The organism is Pseudomonas sp. 1152_12, from assembly GCF_052850675.1.
In genome coordinates, this window is sequence record NZ_VXCW01000005.1 from 226,498 (window position 1) to 244,674 (window position 18,177).

The 18,177-nt window shown below is 60.2% G+C and carries 17 protein-coding genes; 9 read left to right on the top strand and 8 right to left on the bottom strand.

Annotated features, from left to right (window positions below; all coding sequences use genetic code 11):
* Window positions 1-25: 25 nt before the first annotated feature.
* Window positions 26-940 carry a DNA-binding transcriptional activator PunR gene (punR, locus tag FW764_RS11325; RefSeq protein WP_446434006.1) on the bottom strand — a complete coding sequence of 305 codons (915 nt, stop codon included), beginning with the start codon at window positions 938-940 and terminating at the stop codon, window positions 26-28.
* A gap of 122 nt (window positions 941-1,062) precedes the next feature.
* Between punR and punC the strand changes: the two genes are divergently transcribed.
* Window positions 1,063-2,247: a purine nucleoside transporter PunC gene (punC, locus tag FW764_RS11330; protein WP_446434007.1), complete on the top strand. Its 1,185-nt coding sequence runs from the start codon at window positions 1,063-1,065 to the stop codon at window positions 2,245-2,247.
* Window positions 2,248-2,318: 71 nt separating this feature from the next.
* Here punC and FW764_RS11335 read toward each other — a convergent pair whose 3' ends face one another.
* A complete protein-coding gene (locus tag FW764_RS11335) occupies window positions 2,319-3,152 on the bottom strand; it encodes a nucleoside-binding protein (protein ID WP_446434008.1) in 834 nt (277 codons plus the stop codon).
* A gap of 157 nt (window positions 3,153-3,309) precedes the next feature.
* On the opposite strand from FW764_RS11335, the gene FW764_RS11340 reads away from it, so the two are divergent.
* Window positions 3,310-4,812 carry a nucleobase:cation symporter-2 family protein gene (locus tag FW764_RS11340; protein ID WP_446434009.1) on the top strand — a complete coding sequence of 501 codons (1,503 nt, stop codon included), beginning with the start codon at window positions 3,310-3,312 and terminating at the stop codon, window positions 4,810-4,812.
* 101 nt (window positions 4,813-4,913) lie between these two features.
* On the opposite strand, the gene FW764_RS11345 is transcribed toward FW764_RS11340, so the two are convergent.
* Window positions 4,914-5,846: a proline iminopeptidase-family hydrolase gene (locus tag FW764_RS11345; protein WP_446434010.1), complete on the bottom strand. Its 933-nt coding sequence runs from the start codon at window positions 5,844-5,846 to the stop codon at window positions 4,914-4,916.
* A 92-nt stretch (window positions 5,847-5,938) separates the two neighbouring features.
* Window positions 5,939-6,703, bottom strand: a complete 765-nt coding sequence (locus tag FW764_RS11350) for a LuxR family transcriptional regulator (RefSeq protein ID WP_446434011.1) — start codon at window positions 6,701-6,703, stop codon at window positions 5,939-5,941.
* Window positions 6,704-6,886: 183 nt separating this feature from the next.
* Between FW764_RS11350 and FW764_RS11355 the strand changes: the two genes are divergently transcribed.
* From FW764_RS11355 to FW764_RS11380, 6 genes are read left to right on the top strand one after another with little or no spacing between them, the layout of a single operon-like run.
* Window positions 6,887-7,774 carry a proline iminopeptidase-family hydrolase gene (locus FW764_RS11355; RefSeq protein WP_446434012.1) on the top strand — a complete coding sequence of 296 codons (888 nt, stop codon included), beginning with the start codon at window positions 6,887-6,889 and terminating at the stop codon, window positions 7,772-7,774.
* A 3-nt stretch (window positions 7,775-7,777) separates the two neighbouring features.
* A complete protein-coding gene (locus FW764_RS11360) occupies window positions 7,778-8,725 on the top strand; it encodes an ABC transporter permease (protein WP_446434013.1) in 948 nt (315 codons plus the stop codon).
* Window positions 8,722-9,579 (top strand): ABC transporter permease, encoded by an 858-nt coding sequence (locus FW764_RS11365; RefSeq protein WP_446434014.1) that lies wholly within the window; start codon window positions 8,722-8,724, stop codon window positions 9,577-9,579. The genes FW764_RS11360 and FW764_RS11365 overlap by 4 nt, the downstream gene beginning before the upstream one ends.
* On the top strand, window positions 9,576-10,532 hold the full coding sequence (locus FW764_RS11370; RefSeq protein WP_446434015.1) for an ABC transporter ATP-binding protein: 957 nt from the start codon (window positions 9,576-9,578) through the stop codon (window positions 10,530-10,532). Before FW764_RS11365 ends, FW764_RS11370 begins: the two co-directional genes overlap by 4 nt.
* The gene (locus tag FW764_RS11375) at window positions 10,529-11,500 is read left to right on the top strand and encodes an ABC transporter ATP-binding protein (protein ID WP_446434016.1); all 972 of its coding nucleotides are present in this window, start codon (window positions 10,529-10,531) and stop codon (window positions 11,498-11,500) included. The genes FW764_RS11370 and FW764_RS11375 overlap by 4 nt, the downstream gene beginning before the upstream one ends.
* Window positions 11,501-11,532: 32 nt before the next feature.
* Window positions 11,533-13,047 (top strand): ABC transporter substrate-binding protein, encoded by a 1,515-nt coding sequence (locus FW764_RS11380; RefSeq protein ID WP_446434017.1) that lies wholly within the window; start codon window positions 11,533-11,535, stop codon window positions 13,045-13,047.
* A gap of 76 nt (window positions 13,048-13,123) precedes the next feature.
* Here FW764_RS11380 and FW764_RS11385 read toward each other — a convergent pair whose 3' ends face one another.
* The 4 genes from FW764_RS11385 to FW764_RS11400 form a co-directional block, all read right to left on the bottom strand.
* Entirely contained in the window at window positions 13,124-13,864 is a 741-nt protein-coding gene (locus FW764_RS11385; RefSeq protein WP_446434018.1) for a YciK family oxidoreductase, read from the bottom strand.
* A 189-nt stretch (window positions 13,865-14,053) separates the two neighbouring features.
* Complete coding sequence (gene mupP, locus FW764_RS11390) at window positions 14,054-14,725, bottom strand: N-acetylmuramic acid 6-phosphate phosphatase MupP (RefSeq protein WP_446434019.1); 672 nt, start codon at window positions 14,723-14,725, stop codon at window positions 14,054-14,056.
* 4 nt (window positions 14,726-14,729) lie between these two features.
* Window positions 14,730-15,428, bottom strand: coding sequence for a bifunctional 2-polyprenyl-6-hydroxyphenol methylase/3-demethylubiquinol 3-O-methyltransferase UbiG (gene ubiG, locus FW764_RS11395; RefSeq protein ID WP_446434020.1), 699 nt, complete (start codon window positions 15,426-15,428; stop codon window positions 14,730-14,732).
* Window positions 15,429-15,489: 61 nt separating this feature from the next.
* Entirely contained in the window at window positions 15,490-16,821 is a 1,332-nt protein-coding gene (locus FW764_RS11400; RefSeq protein ID WP_446434021.1) for a TRZ/ATZ family hydrolase, read from the bottom strand.
* A gap of 109 nt (window positions 16,822-16,930) precedes the next feature.
* Here FW764_RS11400 and mtnA point away from each other — a divergent pair, with 109 nt between their 5' ends.
* On the top strand, window positions 16,931-18,001 hold the full coding sequence (gene mtnA, locus FW764_RS11405; protein WP_446434022.1) for an S-methyl-5-thioribose-1-phosphate isomerase: 1,071 nt from the start codon (window positions 16,931-16,933) through the stop codon (window positions 17,999-18,001).
* Window positions 18,002-18,177 lie beyond the last annotated feature (176 nt).

The window sequence follows — 18,177 nt, forward strand, 5'->3', positions numbered from 1 at the left end:
GTCAAAAATGTGGGCGGCGTGATGTTCAGCGATCTGGGCCATTCAGCCATTCCTGATTCATGGTTTCGGTATCGCCCAGGTACTCCAACAACCAACTCATCGCCGGCGACAGTTTATTCTGCGCCCAGGCCACGCACGACGGGCTGGCCGGGAACGGCCGGCTCAATTGCAGCGCTACCAACTCGCCGCGTTCGATCCACGGCAACACTTGGTGCGCCGGGGCCATGCCGACGCATAGGCCGACGCGCAGGCAGTCAATTGCCGAGGACCAGTTGGGCACCACCAGCCGGCGTTGGTTATCCAGGGTCCAGGTGTCGCGCTTGGGCAGGTTGCGCGAGGTGTCGGTCATGCACAGCGAGGCGAAGGGGCGCAGTTGGTCGTCACTGAGCAAACCGTCCAGCGCCGCCAACGGATGCCTGGCGCTGACCACGCACAGCCAGTTCAGTAGGCCCATGTCGCGAAACGTGAAGTGGCTGGCCACTGGCACCGCACTGGTGGCGCCGATCACGATGTCGGTACGCTCATCGGCCAGGGCGTCCCATACGCCGTTGTACACCTCGTATTCGAGCAGCAATTCCACCTCGGGAAACTGCCGGTAGAAGTCCAGCACCAGTTGCCGACAGCGCTGGGGTTTGACGATGGAGTCCACGGCCACTTTCAGTTGGCCGCTCCAGCCATTCGCCACCTGCTGGCACAAACGCCGGGTGCCGAGCATTGTTTTCATCACACCACGGGCTTCGTCGATAAACAGGCGCCCGGCGGGGGTCAGTTCCACGTCGCGATGGCGGCGTACAAACAGCGGCACCGCCAGCCATTCCTCAAGTTGGCGCACCGTGTAGCTGATGGCGGAGGGCACGCGGTGCAGCTCCTGGGCGGCGGCGCTGAAGCTGCCATGGCGCGCCACGGCATCGACGACATCCAGTGAGTATTCGGACCACATGGCAGCTGCCTTCAAAAAAATTGATAAGAGTATCCAATTATTATCGCTTCACACACAAACTGTCAGCTTCATAATGGGCGCCAGTCAGCAAATTGTTTGATGGCAGGTTCAGCAAGGCTTCAATGAAAAATTCTTTTGGTTTCACTTGGTATCTGGCGGGGCTGAGCATGCTCGGTTATCTCGCCATGGACATGTACTTGCCGGCGTTCGGCGCCATGGGCGAACAACTGCACATCAGCCCCGGTGCCGTGGGCGCCAGCTTGAGTATTTTCCTCGCCGGGTTTGCGGTGGGGCAGCTGTTGTGGGGGCCGTTGTCCGACCGCCTGGGGCGCAAGCCGGTCCTGCTGACGGGCCTGAGCCTGTTTGTGCTGGGGTGCGCGGGCATGTTCTGGGTCGAAACCGCGCCGCAATTGTTGGCGTTGCGTTTTATCCAGGCGATTGGGGTGTGTTCCGCAGCGGTGAGTTGGCAGGCGCTGGTCATCGACCGTTACCCGGCTGATAAGGCGCACCGTGTGTTCGCCAGCATCATGCCGCTGATGTCGCTGTCACCGGCTTTGGCGCCCCTGTTGGGGGCCATGGTGTTGAATCACTTCGGCTGGCAGGCAATCTTCGCGGTGTTGCTGGGCGTGTCGTTGCTGTTGCTGCTGCCGACGTTGTTGCTGCGCAAAATGCCGAAGCGTCGCGCAGAGCAGGGCGAACCTTCGCGCCTCGGTTATGGGCAGTTGCTGACCTCTCGCGTGTTCACTGGCAACGTGATGATCTTTGCCGCGTGCTCGGCCAGTTTCTTCGCCTGGCTGACGGCTTCGCCCTTCATCCTCGGTGGTATGGGCTACAGCCCGAATGACATCGGCTTGAGCTATGTGCTGCCGACCTTGGCCTTTCTGATCGGTGGCTACAGCTGCCGCAGCGCCTTGCAGCATTACCAGGGCAAATTGCTGTTGCCTTGGTTGCTGGTGGCTTATTGCATCAGCATGGTGGCGTTGTATCTGGTCGCGACGTTGACCGTGCCGACTCTCACGACCTTGTTGATCCCGTTCTGCCTGATGGCGCTGGTCAACGGTGCCAGTTACCCCATCGTAGTGGCAAATGCGCTGATGCCCTTTGCGGAAAACTCCGGTAAGGCGGCGGCGCTGCAGAACACCTTGCAACTGGGGCTGTGTTTTCTCAGCAGTCTGCTGGTGTCGTCGATGATTGATCAGCCGCTGCTGATTACCGTGATTGTGATGCTGGCGACGGCGCCGTTGGCGGTGTTGGGGTACTGGCTGGCGCGCCCGAAGACGGACAATTCGGAACTCGCAAACGCTTAAAGCTCAAATGTGATGAAAAATGTGGGAGCGGGCTTGCCCGCTCCCACATTTGGAGTCGGTTTCTTCAGTTATTAAAACGTGACTTCCATGTTCAGCGTAGGCGTTGAGGTCCGAGTACCCCGCCCACCGTCCACGCCGAATTTGTTATGCCAGTACTCGTAACCCACTCCGAGATATAGGTTCGGCTTGACGCTTTTACCCGGTCGCACCGCCACCATCAGCGCGGTGCGCATCAGGCCTTCCGGCGCGGTGTCACGACCGTGATAATCCTCGCCTTTGTCGCCGACATAATTGATGAACCCCTGGAACTTCGCCGCGTGGTTGGCGATGTCAAACGGGCGCATCCAGGTCAGGTTGAGCATGTAGGTGCCGTCGAAGGTGTGGTTCGACTCTTGCGCGCCGGGGATGCCGGTGTGGTTCCTTTCTTTGTAGTACATCAGGCTCAAATCCAGTACGCCGACGGTGTTGAACTTCAACGTCGGGCCAATCATCAGTGCGCGTTTTTTGGCTGAGGCGAGGTTGTTGTTGCGGTTGGCGTCAAAGCCCAGGGTCAGGGCGTAATCTTTGATCAGCCCGGTGCCGAGCGGCACATCAAATACCCGTGAAGCGTACAACTGATGCCGGTACACCGCGTAGACCTCACTGGCGCCGTGATCGGTGCCCTTGCGCGGGTCGCGGCTGTCGGAAAGGAACACATCCAGGTTCAGGTAATTGCTGCCGTATTGGTAGCCGCTGGCATGGGTGAAGCTGTAGATGCGCTTGCTGAAGTCGTCGGGGTTATTCGGGTTGGTAAAGTGTTGGCCGTAGCGAAACCCCACGCTGTTGTTCATCCACTCCACCGCGACAGCCTCCCCGCCGCCGAGGAGGGTCAGTGCAACGGTTGCACCCTGTAATGCCTTCTTCATTGCTCTAGGTCCTTTGCGTTCTGGCTCATGACGGCCGGATTGTTTTTGTAACGCCAATGGAGGGTATCTTGTTCGAATGATTGTATACAACTCTATGGACATACAGTCCAAACATTGCATACAGTGATCGCACAACAAAAACAGAGAACCCCTCACCATGACTACCCCGAAGGCGTCACCGCAGCGGCCAGAAGATGAGAATCTCGGCGTCGCAGCCAACATGGCTTACGGCCTGCAGCATGTGCTCACCATGTACGGCGGCATTGTTGCCGTGCCGTTGATCGTCGGCCAGGCGGCCGGGTTGTCGCCTGCGGATATCGGCCTGTTGATCGCCGCGTCGCTGTTTGCCGGTGGCTTGGCCACGCTGTTGCAGACCCTCGGTTTGCCGTTTTTTGGCTGTCAGTTGCCGCTGGTGCAGGGCGTGTCGTTTGCCGGTGTGGCAACCATGGTGGCGATTGTCGGCAGTGATGGCGCCGGCGGTATGCCGGCGATTCTTGGGGCGGTGATGGCCGCCTCGTTGATCGGCCTGTTGATCACGCCGGTGTTCTCGCGGATTACCCAGTTTTTCCCGCCGCTGGTCACCGGCATTGTGATCACCACCATCGGCTTGACCTTGATGCCGGTAGCGGCGCGCTGGGCCATGGGCGGCAACAGCCGCGCGGCGGATTTCGGCAGCATGGCCAACATCGGCCTGGCGGCATTGACCCTGGTGCTGGTGTTGCTGCTGAGCAAAATTGGCAGTGCGACGATTTCGCGGTTGTCGATTCTGCTGGCGATGGTGATCGGCACTGTGATCGCGGTGTTCCTCGGCATGGCCGACTTCTCCGGCGTTGCCCAGGGGCCGATGTTCGGTTTCCCTGCACCTTTCCATTTCGGCGTGCCGACCTTCCATGTGGCGGCGATCATTTCCATGTGCATCGTGGTCATGGTGACCTTGGTGGAAACCTCGGCTGACATCCTGGCAGTGGGCGAAATCATCGACACCAAAGTCGACTCCAAACGTCTGGGCAATGGCTTGCGGGCCGACATGCTGTCGAGCATGTTCGCGCCGATTTTTGGTTCATTCACCCAAAGCGCATTTGCCCAGAACGTCGGCCTGGTGGCCGTGACCGGGGTGAAAAGTCGGTTTGTAGTGGCCACTGGCGGGGTGTTCCTGGTGGTGCTAGGTCTGCTGCCCTTCATGGGGCGGGTGATTGCCGCTGTACCGACCTCCGTGCTGGGCGGGGCTGGGATTGTGCTGTTCGGCACCGTGGCGGCCAGTGGTATTCGTACGCTGTCGAAGGTGGATTATCGCAACAACATGAACCTGATCATTGTCGCTACGAGCATTGGTTTTGGCATGATCCCCATCGCGGCGCCGACCTTTTACGACCACTTCCCCACCTGGTTCGCGACCATTTTCCACTCGGGCATCAGCTCGTCGGCGGTCATGGCGATAGTGCTGAACCTGGCGTTCAACCACTTCACCGCAGGTAACTCCGACCAGCAGTCGGTGTTCGTGGCCGGGACTGAGCGCAGTTTGTGCTTCCACGATGTGGCGGCATTGCGCGATGGGGATTACTTCAAGGGCGGCAGGTTGTTTGACGCTGAAGGGAAGGAAATTCCGGTGGTGGCGGAGGTGGCAAGGAAGTCCGTAAAACCTGAGACCACCGACGTCTAAAAATGTGAGAGGGGGGCTTGCTCCCGACGACGGTGGTTCAGTGACACTTTTGGTGACTGACACACTGTCATCGGGAGTAAGCCTCCTCCCACCCTTAGAACTCAGCCAGCCTTCAGCACTTTGTGTGGCACTGAACACGCCTCATCCAAAAACTTCACCACGGTCCCCATGCACGCCTGGCGCTCTTCCACGTGGGGCATGTGGCTGGAGTCTTCAAACAGCGCCCAGCGCACCTTCGCGATCTCATCCAGGAATGGCTTGACCACCCGCGGCGTGGCTTCGTCATGCCGACCGGAGATCACCAGGGTCGGCACATTGATTGCCGACAGGCGGCCAATCACACTCCAGTCCTTCAAGCTGCCGATCACGTGGAATTCAGTGGGGCCGCTCATGGCGTGGTACACCGTCGGGTCTGCGTCGACTGCGGCGAAGGTGCGCGCCACTTCTTCCGGCCACGGGATCACGCGGCACACATGCTGGTCATAAAAAATCCGCGAGGCGGCGAGGTATTCCGGGTCTTGGTAGGTGCCGGCCTGTTCGTGTTTGAGCAAGGTTTCATGCACGCCGTCAGGCAGTAGTTTGCGCAGGCGGTTGGCTTCGCTGACCCAGGTGCGCATGCACGTGGGCGAGTTGGCCGGGATAAACGCGCGCAAGCCCTTCGGTTGCAGGATCGCATGCTCGCTGCCGAGCATACCGCCCCAGGATTGCCCGAGAATCGCGTAGTTATCGCTGATTTGCAGGTGGTCCAGCAGGTTGTCCAGCTCCGCGAGGAACAGGTCGATAGTCCAGAAAGATGCGTCTTTTTCCGGTAAATGCGTGGAGCGGCCATTGCCCAACTGGTCGTAGTGAATCACCGCGTGGCCGCTGGCCGCCACGTCTTTGAAGGCGTCGACATAGTCGTGGGTGCAGCCGGGACCGCCGTGAATGATCACCAACGGAGTACGGCCGGTGGTCAGGTCGCCGGTAACGCGGTACCAGGTCTGGTAGGCGCCGAATGCCGCATAGCCTTCGCGGACTTTATCGATGAATTCCATTTCGTACCCTGCTCTGAAAAAAGGATCAGGGGTACGATAATCGGCACGCGAGGTTTAAGTAACTAGCAAAACAGCTAGGTTTTGCGGACGGCTCAATCTTCCAGCAAACGGTAATGGGTAGCGCGTACCACCGCCTGCACGCGGTTCTTGGCCCCCAACTTGTGCATCGCCGACGCCAGGTGCAGGGTGACCACCGCCAATGAGCGGCTCAATTGCGTGGCGATCTCGGCAGCGGTCAGGCCGTCGGCGGCCCATTTCAGGCATTCACGCTCGCGTTTAGTCAGGTGAATATGCGGGTAAGTGCGTAGTTCCTTGCTGAACAGCGGGTAGGCCGCTTCCTGCAGGGCATGGGTAATCAGGCTGAAATCCGCCAGAGTCTGCTGCGCATCCTTCACTACCGTGTTGGCCTTGCCGGTGCGTAGCCCGGTTAGCGACGCGAAGCCGCCGCGCGGCAGATGAATGGGCACGCTGACGCCGCAGGTCAGTTGGCGTTCATGCAGGTAAGAGGACACGGGCGCATGGCAAGGGTCGATGATTTTTTGCAGCGCGGTATCGGCTTTCGCCTCATAGGACCACACGAACGGCGACACCGTGCTCAGGGCCAAGTGTTGCACCGGGTCGATCTGGTAAAACCCTTCGCTGCACCATAACGCGTGCCAGTCGGGCGGGGTATTGCGCAGCTCCAGCACCGAGGGCGTGATCAGCGAACCGTCCTGATCGATAGGCACCGGGGTGTAGTCGTACACCAGCGCATCGAAGCCCAACTGCTGGGCAAGAATAAACGTATTGTCCATCTGTTCATCCAGGCTCCCGCCTGGCATGAGACGGTTATTGAAGGCAGTTAGCTTGGCCAGCATCCGTTCTGCTCCCGAATTCATTTGAATCTCGACTTGCGGCAAGTAGAATGCCACGCCCCGGCGAAGGACTGCCAGACCAAACCTATAAGAAATACTAGGTTATGGGCGCACGGCATCCTCGGTAGTGTTGGCTTGATAAACAGCTACCACCCGCCAGGCCGATACAACACAAGGAATGTATGCATGTGGCGTGAAATTGCCCCCGATCAGCAGTACAACGTGCAAGTCGACGGCCATAATCTCGTGGTTTACAGCTTTGGCGACGGCGATGAGGTGCTCTTGTGCCTCAATGGCGGCCCGGGCCTGCCGTGTGACTACTTGCGCGACGCCCATGGCTGGCTCAAAGAGCATCACCTGCGAGTGGTTGCATTCGACCAGCTTGGCACCGGTGCATCAGCCAGGCCCACCGACGTTTCGTTGTGGGAAATCGGCCGTTATGTCGAAGAAGTCGAGACCGTGCGCCAAACCCTTGGTCTGGGCCGGGTGCACTTGCTGGGGCATTCCTGGGGCGGCTGGTTAGGCATCGAGTACGCCATTCATTACCCGGACGCACTGAAAAGCTTGATCCTGGAAAACACCGTCGGCGACATTCCGCACCTGACCCAGGAGCTCGAACGCCTGCGCGGCGCCCTCGGCAGCGAAACCGTGGCCATGATGCAGCGCCATGAAGCCATGGGCACCTTGGATCACCCGCAGTACCAGGCCGCGATCACCTTGCTCAATTACCGTCACGTCTGTCGCCTGGACGAGTGGCCCGAGCCGGTCAAACGCTCCCTCGGCGACTGGAACATGGGCCCGTACGAAACCATGCAAGGCCCCAACGAATTTCTCTACATTGGCAACCTCAAGGACTGGAACCGCATTCCTGAGATGGCCGACTTCAAAATGCCGATCCTGATCACCACCGGCCAGCACGATGAACTTACGCCCGCCTGCGCGCTGCGCATGAAGCTGGCCGCCAAACATGCTCAATTGCACGTGTTCCCCAACAGCAGCCACATGCCCTTTTATGAGGAACCCCAGGCTTACTTCCCGGTGCTGCTGGACTTCCTCGCGCGTCACCGGGGCTGACGGATGAACCTGGCGCGTTACCGTTTTGTGCTGTCCCGGCCGCTGCAATTGCTGCCGGTGTTGTTTGGCATCAGCCTGATCACCTTCGTGCTGGTGCGCTCGATTCCCGGCGACCCGGCGCGGGCCTTGCTCGGCTCGCGCAGTACGCCGGATGCTCTGCTGAAGATTCGCGCCCAATATGGCCTGGATCAGCCCTTGTGGCTGCAATATTTCTACTTTCTCAAAAACCTGCTGAAGGGCGATCTCGGCCAATCACTGCTGTACAAAGTCGATGCCTTGAAACTGATCGTCACCCGCATCGAGCCGACTCTGGTGCTGGTGCTTGGAGGTGTCTTGCTGGGGCTGTTGATTGCGATCCCGCTGGCGACATGGGCGGCGCGCGCTAAAGGCGGCTGGGCGGACAATCTGATCCGCGTGTTCACCACCGTCGGCCTAGGCATGCCGGCATTCTGGCTGGGCTTGATGTTGATTCTGTTGCTGAGTGTGAAGTGGGGCCTGTTCCCGGTGTCCGGCTACGGGCGCACCTGGCTGGACAAGGCCCACCATATGCTGCTGCCGTGTCTGACCATCGCCCTGGCACTGTCGGCGGTGTTAGTGCGCAACTTGAGGGCGAGCATGCTGATGGAGTTACAGGCCGACCACGTCACCGCCGCCCGAGCGCGCGGGCTGTCCGAGGCGGCTGTGTTCCGACGGCATGTGCTGCCCAATTCGCTGGTGCCGGCGGTGAACCTGTTGGCGGTGAATATCGGCTGGCTGATCAGCGGCACGGTGGTGATCGAGAGCCTGTTCGCCATTCCCGGTATCGGCCAATTGCTGGTGCGCGGCATCTTCACCCGTGACTACATGGTGGTGCAGGGCGTGGCCATGGTGCTGGCGTGTGCGACGGTGGTGGTCAACTTTGTCGCCGACGTGGTGACGGTGGCCCTCGACCCACGGGTGAAAATGCAATGAACAGTCGCCCACTGATTGCCCCGTGGCGTCTGCGCCTGCGTTTCGGTTTTCGCAATGGTCGGCTGACCGCAGCGTGGGGCCTGTTGATTCTGTTGCTGTGGTTTGCCCTGGCGCTGTTCGCGCCGTGGCTCGCACCGTTTGATCCGATTGCGCAAAACACGGACATCAGTTTGCTCGCGCCGAGCCTGGCCCACCCGTTTGGCACGGACAACTACGGCCGGGACATTCTGTCACGCGTGATCTGGGGCGCACGGATAGACCTGCAACTGGCCATCGTCGGGGTGATATTCCCGTTCATGATCGGCACCTTCGTCGGCGCGGTTTCCGGTTACATCGGCGGGCGCTTCGACAGCTTCTGCATGCGCGTGATCGACGTGATCCTGGCGTTCCCGTTTCTAGTGCTGATGCTAGCGATCATGGCGATCCTCGGCCCTGGCTTGAAGAGCTTTTATATCGCCATGGCACTGGTGGGCTGGGTCTCGTATGCACGGTTGATCCGCTCGCAGATTCTGGTACTCAAGGAAAGCGAGTTTGCCCTGGCCGCCAAGAGCCTGGGCTTTGGCCATGGGCGCATTCTGTTCCGGCATCTGCTGCCTAACGCCATGTTCGGTTCGATTGTGTTTTCAATGTCTGACGCGGTGCTGGTGCTGCTCAACGGCGCGGCCGTGAGCTACCTGGGCCTGGGCGTGCAACCGCCGACGGCTGAGTGGGGCACGATGGTCGCCGAAGGGCAGGCGTTTATCACCACGGCCTGGTGGATTTGCACCTTCCCGGGCCTGGCCATCGTGACACTGGCCATGGGCTTCAGCTTGTTGGCCGATGGCGTGGCGCAAGTGTTGGGTGATCGCGCATGAGCGTGCTTCAAGTGCAGGACCTCAGCGTGATTGCCAACAACGCCGGGCGCGATGTGACCTTGGTCGACCGCGTGTCATTCGACTTGGCCGAAGGTGAAATCCTCGGCCTGGTGGGCGAGAGCGGCTCGGGCAAGACCCTGGCCTGTCGCGGGCTGATGCGCCTCCTGCCGTCGCCCACCTTGCGCGTGCAAGGCGCTGCTGTGCGCCTGGCCGGGCAGGATCTTTTGACGCTGGACGATGCCGGCATGCGCGCCGTGCGCGGCGGGCAGTTGGGCATGATCTTCCAGAACCCCAGCAGTCACCTCGACCCGTTGATGCGCATCGGCGAGCAGATCGCCGAGGGCGTTCGTCTGCATCAGGGCGGGTCAAAAAAAGACGCGCGCCTGCACGCCATCGAGGTGCTGCGCCAAGTGGGCATTCCCGATCCAAAGGCGCGAATCGACAACTACCCGCACGAATTTTCCGGCGGTATGCGTCAGCGCGCGATGATCGCCGTGGCCCTGGGCTGCAACCCTAAAGTGCTGATTGCCGACGAGCCGACCACCGCCCTTGATGTGACGGTGCAGGCGCAAATCCTGCGTCTGCTGCTGGACCTGCGCGACCAGCGTGGCTTGTCGATCATCATGATCACCCACGACCTTGGTGTGGTGGCGCAGACCTGTGATTCGATTGCGGTGATGTACGCCGGGCGCCTGTGCGAACACGGCAGCAAATATGACCTGCTGGCCCATCCGCAGCACCCGTACACCGCCGGCCTGATCGATTGCCAGCCGGCGCACAGCAGCGGCCATGCCTTGCTGCGCACGATTCCTGGGCAGCCGCCGTTGCTGGATGCATTGCCCGCCGGTTGCCGCTTCAACCCGCGCTGCCCGCAGGTCGGCGCGTTGTGCACTGAGCTGCTGCCGGAAGGCGCGCGGGTGGCGTGTCACTATCCTTTGGGAGATCGCCCATGAGCCTGTTGCAGATCAAGGACCTGGAGGTGCGGTTTGCCGCCTCCGGCACGGGTTTATTCGGCCTGAACAAGCAGTGGGTGAGGGCGGTCAACGGTGTTTCGCTGAACCTTGCCGCTGGCGAAACCCTCGGCTTGGTCGGTGAGTCCGGCAGCGGCAAGAGCACGCTGGGCAGGGCGATACTGCACCTCAACCCGATCAGTGCGGGCCAGGTGTTGTTTGACGGCATCGATATGGCCCACGGTAGTGCCATCGACATCGCCCGCTTGCGCTACGAAACCGCGATGATTTTCCAGGACCCGTATGCCGCGCTGAACCCGCGCCATACCATTGGCGAAACTCTTGCCGAAGTGTTGCGCGTGCAGCGCAAAGTTGCGCCGCAACAGATACCGGCTCGTGTGAATGAACTGCTCGACCTGGTCGGCCTGCGCCCCGAATTGGCCAGCCGCAAACCCGGCTCCTTAAGTGGCGGCCAGTGCCAGCGCGTCGGCATTGCGCGGGCGCTGGCGGTGGAGCCGCGCTTGATCATCGCCGATGAATGCGTGGCAGCGCTGGATGTGTCGATCCAAGGCCAGATCATCAACCTGTTGCTGGAGCTGCAACAGCGCATGAACCTGGCGATCCTGTTTATCGCTCACGACTTGGCCATCGTGCGGCGCCTGTGCGACCGCGTGGCGGTGATGTACCTGGGCAAGATCGTCGAGGAAGGTCCGGTGGAAGCGGTGTTTACTTCGCCGCGTCATCCCTACACGGCAGCGTTGATCGAAGCGATTCCCGAGATTGATCCGTATCGGCCGTTGCCTGCAGAACCTTTGCCGGGTGAGCCTGCGAGCCCGTTAAGTTTGCCTGCGGGCTGCGCCTTTCACCCACGTTGCCGATATGCCCGGACGATGTGTTCCGTGGTGTTGCCGCCGACGCATTTCCTGCACGAGCATCGATACAGTTGCGTGCTTGAAGAACCTTTGCTTTAACCCTCTGCCATTCATTAACAAGGAGTTGTGATATGCAATCGCGCCACTTGAAGTTGCTCGCCGCCGCTACATTGACCGCGTGGTCTCTCACTGCCGGGCTGGCACAGGCTGCTGGTGTCTTGACCATCGGTTGCCGTGAAGACAGCACCACGTTTGACCCGATCAAAAGCGCGCAAAACCGCGACACCTGGGTATTCGCTAACGTCTACGACACCTTGGTGCGCGTGGATAACCTCGGCACCAAGATGGAGCCGGGCCTGGCAGAAAGCTGGGAGATTTCCAAAGATGGCCTGACCTACACCTTCAAGCTGCGTGAGGCGAAATTCTCCGATGGCTCGCCGATCACCGCTGAGGACGCGGCGTTCAGCCTGTTGCGCATCCGCGATAACAAGGCGTCGTTGTGGAGTGACCCGTTCAGCCTGATCAACACGGCCAAGGCCAGCGATCCTAAGACCCTGGTGGTAACCTTGAAAACCCCAGCGGTAGCCTTCCTCTCGCAACTGGCGTCGCCGACAGTGTCGATTCTGTCGGAAAAGGCCGTGACCAAGATGGGCGAAGATGCGTACTCGGAAAACCCGGTGACTTCCGGGGCGTTTACCGTGGAGGAGTGGCGCAAAGGCGACCGCGTGATTTTGAAGAAGAACCCGAACTTCTGGCAGGCTAAGAACGTGAGCCTGGATGGCGTGGAGTGGGTGTCGGTCACCGACGACAACACGCGCATGCGCATGGTGCAGAACAATGAACTCGACACGGCGATCTTTGTGCCGTTTTCCCGCGTCGAAGAGTTGAAGAAAGACAAGAACGTGGTAATCCACTCCGACCCGTCCACCCGTGAAGATCACCTGCTGATCAATCATGCTCACGGTCTGCTGGCCAAGCAGGAAGTGCGCGAAGCGCTGGATATGGCCATCGACAAGCAATCGCTGGTCAAAACCGCCACTTACGGACAAGGCACAGTGGCCTATTCCTACATCCCAAAAGGCTCGCTGTATCACTACGCCAACAACCTGCAACGTCCGTATGACCCGGCCGCCGCCAAGAAACTGCTGGAGGAGGCTGGGGCCAAGGACCTGAAACTGAACTACGTGGTCAACGCTGGCAACGAAGCCGACGAGCAGATCGCGGTGATCATCAAGGACCAGTTGGCCAAGGTCGGCGTGACGGCCAACCTGCAGAAAGTCGACCCGACCCAAAGCTGGCAGATGCTGGTGGACGGTGAGTACGATATTTCGGTGATGTACTGGACCAACGACATCCTCGACCCGGACCAGAAGACCACCTTCGTACTGGGCCACGACACCAACCAGAACTACATGACCCGTTACAAGAACGACAAGGTTAAGGCGTTGGTGGCGGCTGCGCGGATCGAGGCCGACCCGGTCAAGCGTGAGCAGATGTACGTCGACCTGCAGAAGCTGGCGAAACAGGATGTGAACTGGATCGACCTGTACTACAGCCCGTACATCAATATCTCACGCAAGAATGTCAGCAACTTCCTGCAGAACCCATTGGGCCGTTTCACCCTCGAGGACGTGGTGAAAAACTAAGTTCCAGAGAACACCGCAATACAAATGTGGGAGGGGGCAAGCCCCCTCCCACATTTTGTTGCGGTTGTGTCAGCGGTTACTGCGCGTCGAACGCCTGTCCATTGATCCCGGTACTGTCCGGCCCCATCAAGTACAAGTACACCGGCATGATTTCTTCCGGCGCTGGCCTTTCCATCGGGTTTTCGCCTGGGTACGCCTGGGCGCGCATGCTGGTACGGGTGCCGCCCGGGTTGATGCTGTTGGCGCGTACCGCCGCCACGTCCTCAAGTTCATCGGCCAGGGTTTGCATCAGGCCTTCGGTGGCGAATTTCGACACGCCATACGCGCCCCAGTATGCCCGGCCTTTACGCCCGACGCTGCTGGAGGTGAACACCACCGACGCATCCTGCGACAGCTTGAGCAGCGGCAGCAAGGTGCTGGTCAGCATGAACATCGCGTTGACGTTGACGTGCATCACCCGTATGAAATTCTCCCCGGACAACTGCTCGATCGGCGTGCGTGGGCCGATGATCGAGGCGTTGTGCAACAGTCCGTCGAGGCGGCCGAATTCTTTTTCAATCATCGCGGCCAGTTCATCGTATTGATGGGGCAGGGCGGTCTCCAGGTTGAACGGAATCACCACCGGCTGCGGCTGGCCCGCCGCTTCGATCTCGTCATACACCTGGGCCAGGTTGGCTTCGGTCTTGCCCAGCAACAGCACGGTCGCGCCATGGGCGGCATAGGTTTTCGCCGCCGCCGCGCCAATCCCGCGACCGGCGCCGGTCACTAGGATCACGCGGCCTTTGAGCAGTTCTGGACGTGCGCAGTAATCAAACATAAATAGCCTCGACAGAGTTCAGTAGGTTTACAAACACTGAACCAAGAACAGTACACAAATCCTAATGTGGGAGGGGGCTTGCTCCCGATTGCAGAGTGTCAGGCACTGTATCAATCACTGACCTACCGCTATCGGGAGCAAGCCCCCTTCCACATCGGGTCTTCATAGGTCAGTAGGATCCGTGAGCAATCAGCAACTGCACAGTGCATTATCCAGCACCTTGCGCAGTTCCAACGGGTGATCCACCACCACATCGGCGCCCCAGTTGCGTGGGTTGTCGTCCGGGTGGATGTAGCCAAATGTGACCGCTGCGGTGCGGGTGCCGGCATCACGGCCGGATTCAATGTCGCGCAGGTCATCGCCCACGAACAACACGCTGGCCGGGTCGAGGTCGAGCATCTTGCACGCCAGGATCAACGGTTCAGGGTCCGGCTTGCTGTTCTTCACGTGGTCTGGGCAGATCAGCAGCGCCGAACGCTCGGCCAGGCCCAGTTGCTGCATGATCGGCTCGGCAAAGCGCAGCGGTTTGTTGGTGACCACGCCCCACACCAGCTTGGATTTCTCGATGTCCTGCAGCAGCTCTTCCATACCGTCGAAGAGTTTGCTGTGGATCGCGCAGCCCTTGAGGTAGCGCTCCAGGAACTCCAGGCGCAGTTCTTCAAATCCTGGGGATTGCGGGTCCATCGAGAAGGTCACTGCAACCATCGCCCGCGCGCCACCGGATATTTCATCGCGGATGTGCTGCGGATTGATCGGCGCCAGGCCGCGGTCGGCGCGCATCGCTTGGCAGATCGCGATGAAGTCCGGCGCGGTGTCCAGTAAGGTACCGTCCATATCGAAGAGAACCGCTCGCAACTTCACAGGCTTACTCCTCGCGCAGGGTCTGGATCATGTAGTTGACGTCAACGTCGCTGGCCAGCTTGTAATGCTTGGTCAGCGGGTTGTAGGTCAGGCCGATGATGTCTTTGACGGTCAGCCCGGCCTGACGGCTCCAGGCACCCAGCTCGCTTGGGCGGATAAATTTCTTGAAGTCGTGGGTGCCGCGCGGCAGTAGCTTCATGATGTATTCGGCGCCGATGATCGCGAACAGGTAAGCCTTGGGGTTGCGGTTGATGGTGGAGAAAAACACCTGGCCGCCCGGCTTGACCATGCGCAAACAGGCGCGAATTACCGAGGATGGGTCCGGCACGTGCTCGAGCATCTCGAGGCAGGTGACCACGTCGAACTGCTCAGGCATTTCTTCAGCCAGGGCTTCGGCGGTGATCTGGCGGTATTCCACGCTCACGCCGGACTCCAGCTGGTGCAGTTGGGCAACGGCCAGCGGCGCTTCGCCCATGTCGATGCCCATCACGGTGGCGCCACGCTGGGCCATTGCTTCACTGAGGATGCCACCGCCACAACCGACGTCCAGCACCTTCTTGCCAGCCAGGTTGACGCGTTCGTCAATCCAGTTGACCCGCAGCGGGTTGATGTCGTGCAGCGGCTTGAACTCGCTTTCGCGGTCCCACCAACGGTGGGCCAAGGCTTCGAATTTGGCGATTTCGGCGTGGTCGACATTGCTCATGGTGAATCCTCTAAATCTGATAAAACGGTTTGCAGGTTTGAAGCGTAGGTTCAAACCTGCGTTATTCGCTGTGCCCGCTGATGCGTTGGCCCCAGGCAATGGCCGTGGCGGTTAGCTGTTGTTCGTCCATGCGGGTCAATTGCCGGTCGTCGAGCAACTGCTTGCCAGCGACCCAAAGGTGTTTCACACAATCGCGTCCGGTGGCATATATAAGCTGTGAGACCGGATCGTAGATCGGTTGTTGCGCCAGCCCTGAAAGATCAAAGGCCACGATATCGGCAGCTTTGCCAACCTCCAGCGAGCCAATCTCGCCTTCCAGGCCCATGGCGCGGGCGCCGTTGAGCGTGGCCATGCGCAGGGCGCGGTGGGCATCCAGGGCAGTGGCCGAACCGGCTACGGCCTTGGCCAGCATCGCAGCGGTACGGGTTTCGCCCAGCAGGTCGAGGTCATTGTTGCTGGCGGCGCCGTCGGTGCCGATCGCCACATTGACGCCAGCCTGCCACAGGCGCTCCACCGGGCAAAAGCCGCTGGCCAGTTTCAGGTTCGATTCCGGGCAATGAATGACGCTGGTGTTGCTTTCTACCAGCAAAGCCAGGTCGTCTTCGCTGATTTGGGTCATATGAACGGCCTGGAAGCGCGGGCCTAGCATGCCGAGGCGACCCAGGCGCGCCAACGGGCGTTCGCCGGTCTGCTCGACGGCTTGCTGTACTTCAAAGGCGCTTTCATGCACGTGCATGTGGATGGAGGCGTCCAGCTCTTCGGCGATGATGCGGATTTTCTCCAGGTTTTCATCGCACACGGTATAGGGCGCATGCGGGCCGAAGGTAATCTTGATACGTGGGTGGTGCTTGAGATCGGCGAACAGCTCAACGCCCTGGCGAATCGCCTCATCGGGTGTGCTGGCACCGGGAATTGGGAAGTCGAGGATCGGAATCGCGATTTGCGCGCGCATGCCACTGTTGTGCACGCAGTCGCTGGCGACCTTAGGGTAGAAGTACATGTCGGAGAAGCAACTGATCCCGCCCTTGAGCTGTTCGGCGATGGCCAGGTCGGTGCCATCACGCACGAAGGCCTCATCGACCCACTTGGCCTCGGCGGGCCAGATGTGTTTTTCCAGCCAGGTCATCAGTGGCAGGTCATCGGCCAGGCCGCGAAACAGGCTCATTGCCGCATGCCCGTGGGCATTGATCAGGCCAGGGCTGAGCAGCATCCCCGGCAGCTCGCGCACCTCTGCGGCGGCAAGCTTCAAGGCCGCGGCCCGTGGCCCGATAAACGCAATGCGCCCGTCACGGATGCCCAGGCCGTGCTCTTTGAGCACCACGCCGGCGGGTTCGACAGGTACCAGCCAGGTCGGCAGCAACAATAAGTCGAGCGGGGCAGCAGTGGAGGTCATCGCAGGCTTCTTCCCAGGCAGCTATAAAAGAAGGGCGAAGTATACCCGAGCGTCCTGGCTGGCGGATCGCTATAATCGGCGGCTTTTGTTCATGAGTGCGGGGTAAGGGATGCGCGACCGACTGTTAGCGGCAGAGAAAGTGAAGGCCATCGATTGGCGTGATGGCGCACTGCACCTGCTCGATCAGCGTGCCTTGCCTTTCCGGGAAGTTTGGGTTCGCTGCACAACGGCGGCCGAAGTGGCCGACGCTATTCGTACGATGGCGGTGCGTGGCGCGCCGGCTATAGGCATCAGCGCCGCGTATGGCCTGGTACTCGCCGCGCGTGAACGCATCGCCGAAGGCGGCGACTGGCAGGCGTCTTGGGAAGAAGACTACGCATTGTTGGCCGATACCCGTCCGACGGCGTCAAATCTGTTCTGGGCCTTGAAACGCATGCGTGACCGCCTTGACCGCGTCAAGAAACACGCCGACCCGCTGGTGGTGCTGGAAGCTGAAGCCATCGCGATCCATGAAAGTGATCGGGAGGCGAATGTCGTCATGGCCCAATTAGGCCTTGAGCGGATTCTCAAGCACCAAGGCAACGCCCAGGCGCTGCTGACCCACGGCAACGCCGGCGCACTGGCCACAGGTGGTGTCGGCACGGCCCTGGGGGTGGTTCGTGCCGCTTTCCTGGAAGGGTTGGTCGAGCATGTCTACGTCAACGAGACCCGCCCCTGGCTGCAAGGTTCGCGGCTGACGGCTTGGGAGTTGGCGGGCGAGGGGATTGCGGTCACGGTGAATGCTGACTCGGCCGGTGCGCATATCCTCAAGACCAAAGGCGTGACCTGGGTGATCGTCGGCGCCGACTGCATCGCCGCCAACGGTGATGTGATCAGCACGATCGGCACGTATCAGTTGGCCGTGTGCGCCATGCACCATGGCGTACGCTTTATGGTGGTGGCGCCAAGCTCGACACTCGATTTGATGATGGTCACCGGTGAGGATGTCACCCTTGAGGAGCGTGATCCTGGTGAGTTGCTGGATGTCATGGGGCAGCGGTTGGACGTAGTCGCGTTGAATCCTGTGTTCGACGTAACCCCGGCTGATCTGATTGATGTGATCGTGACTGAAAAAGGCATCGTCGAGCGTCCGGACACCGCCAAGCTGGCCAAGTTGATGTGCCGTAAGCGGCTGCACTGAGAGGTTCGGCGGCTGTCGGATGGCTATCGGGAGCAAGCTCCTCCCACACTTGAATTATGAATACATTCAAAATCTGGAAGGGGCTTGCTCCCGATTGGCCTCTAAAGTCAACAAAGCCCTCGGATTTTCACTCAAAAAATAGTACCTACCCATCTCTGAGCCCCTCTCGTCCCCCT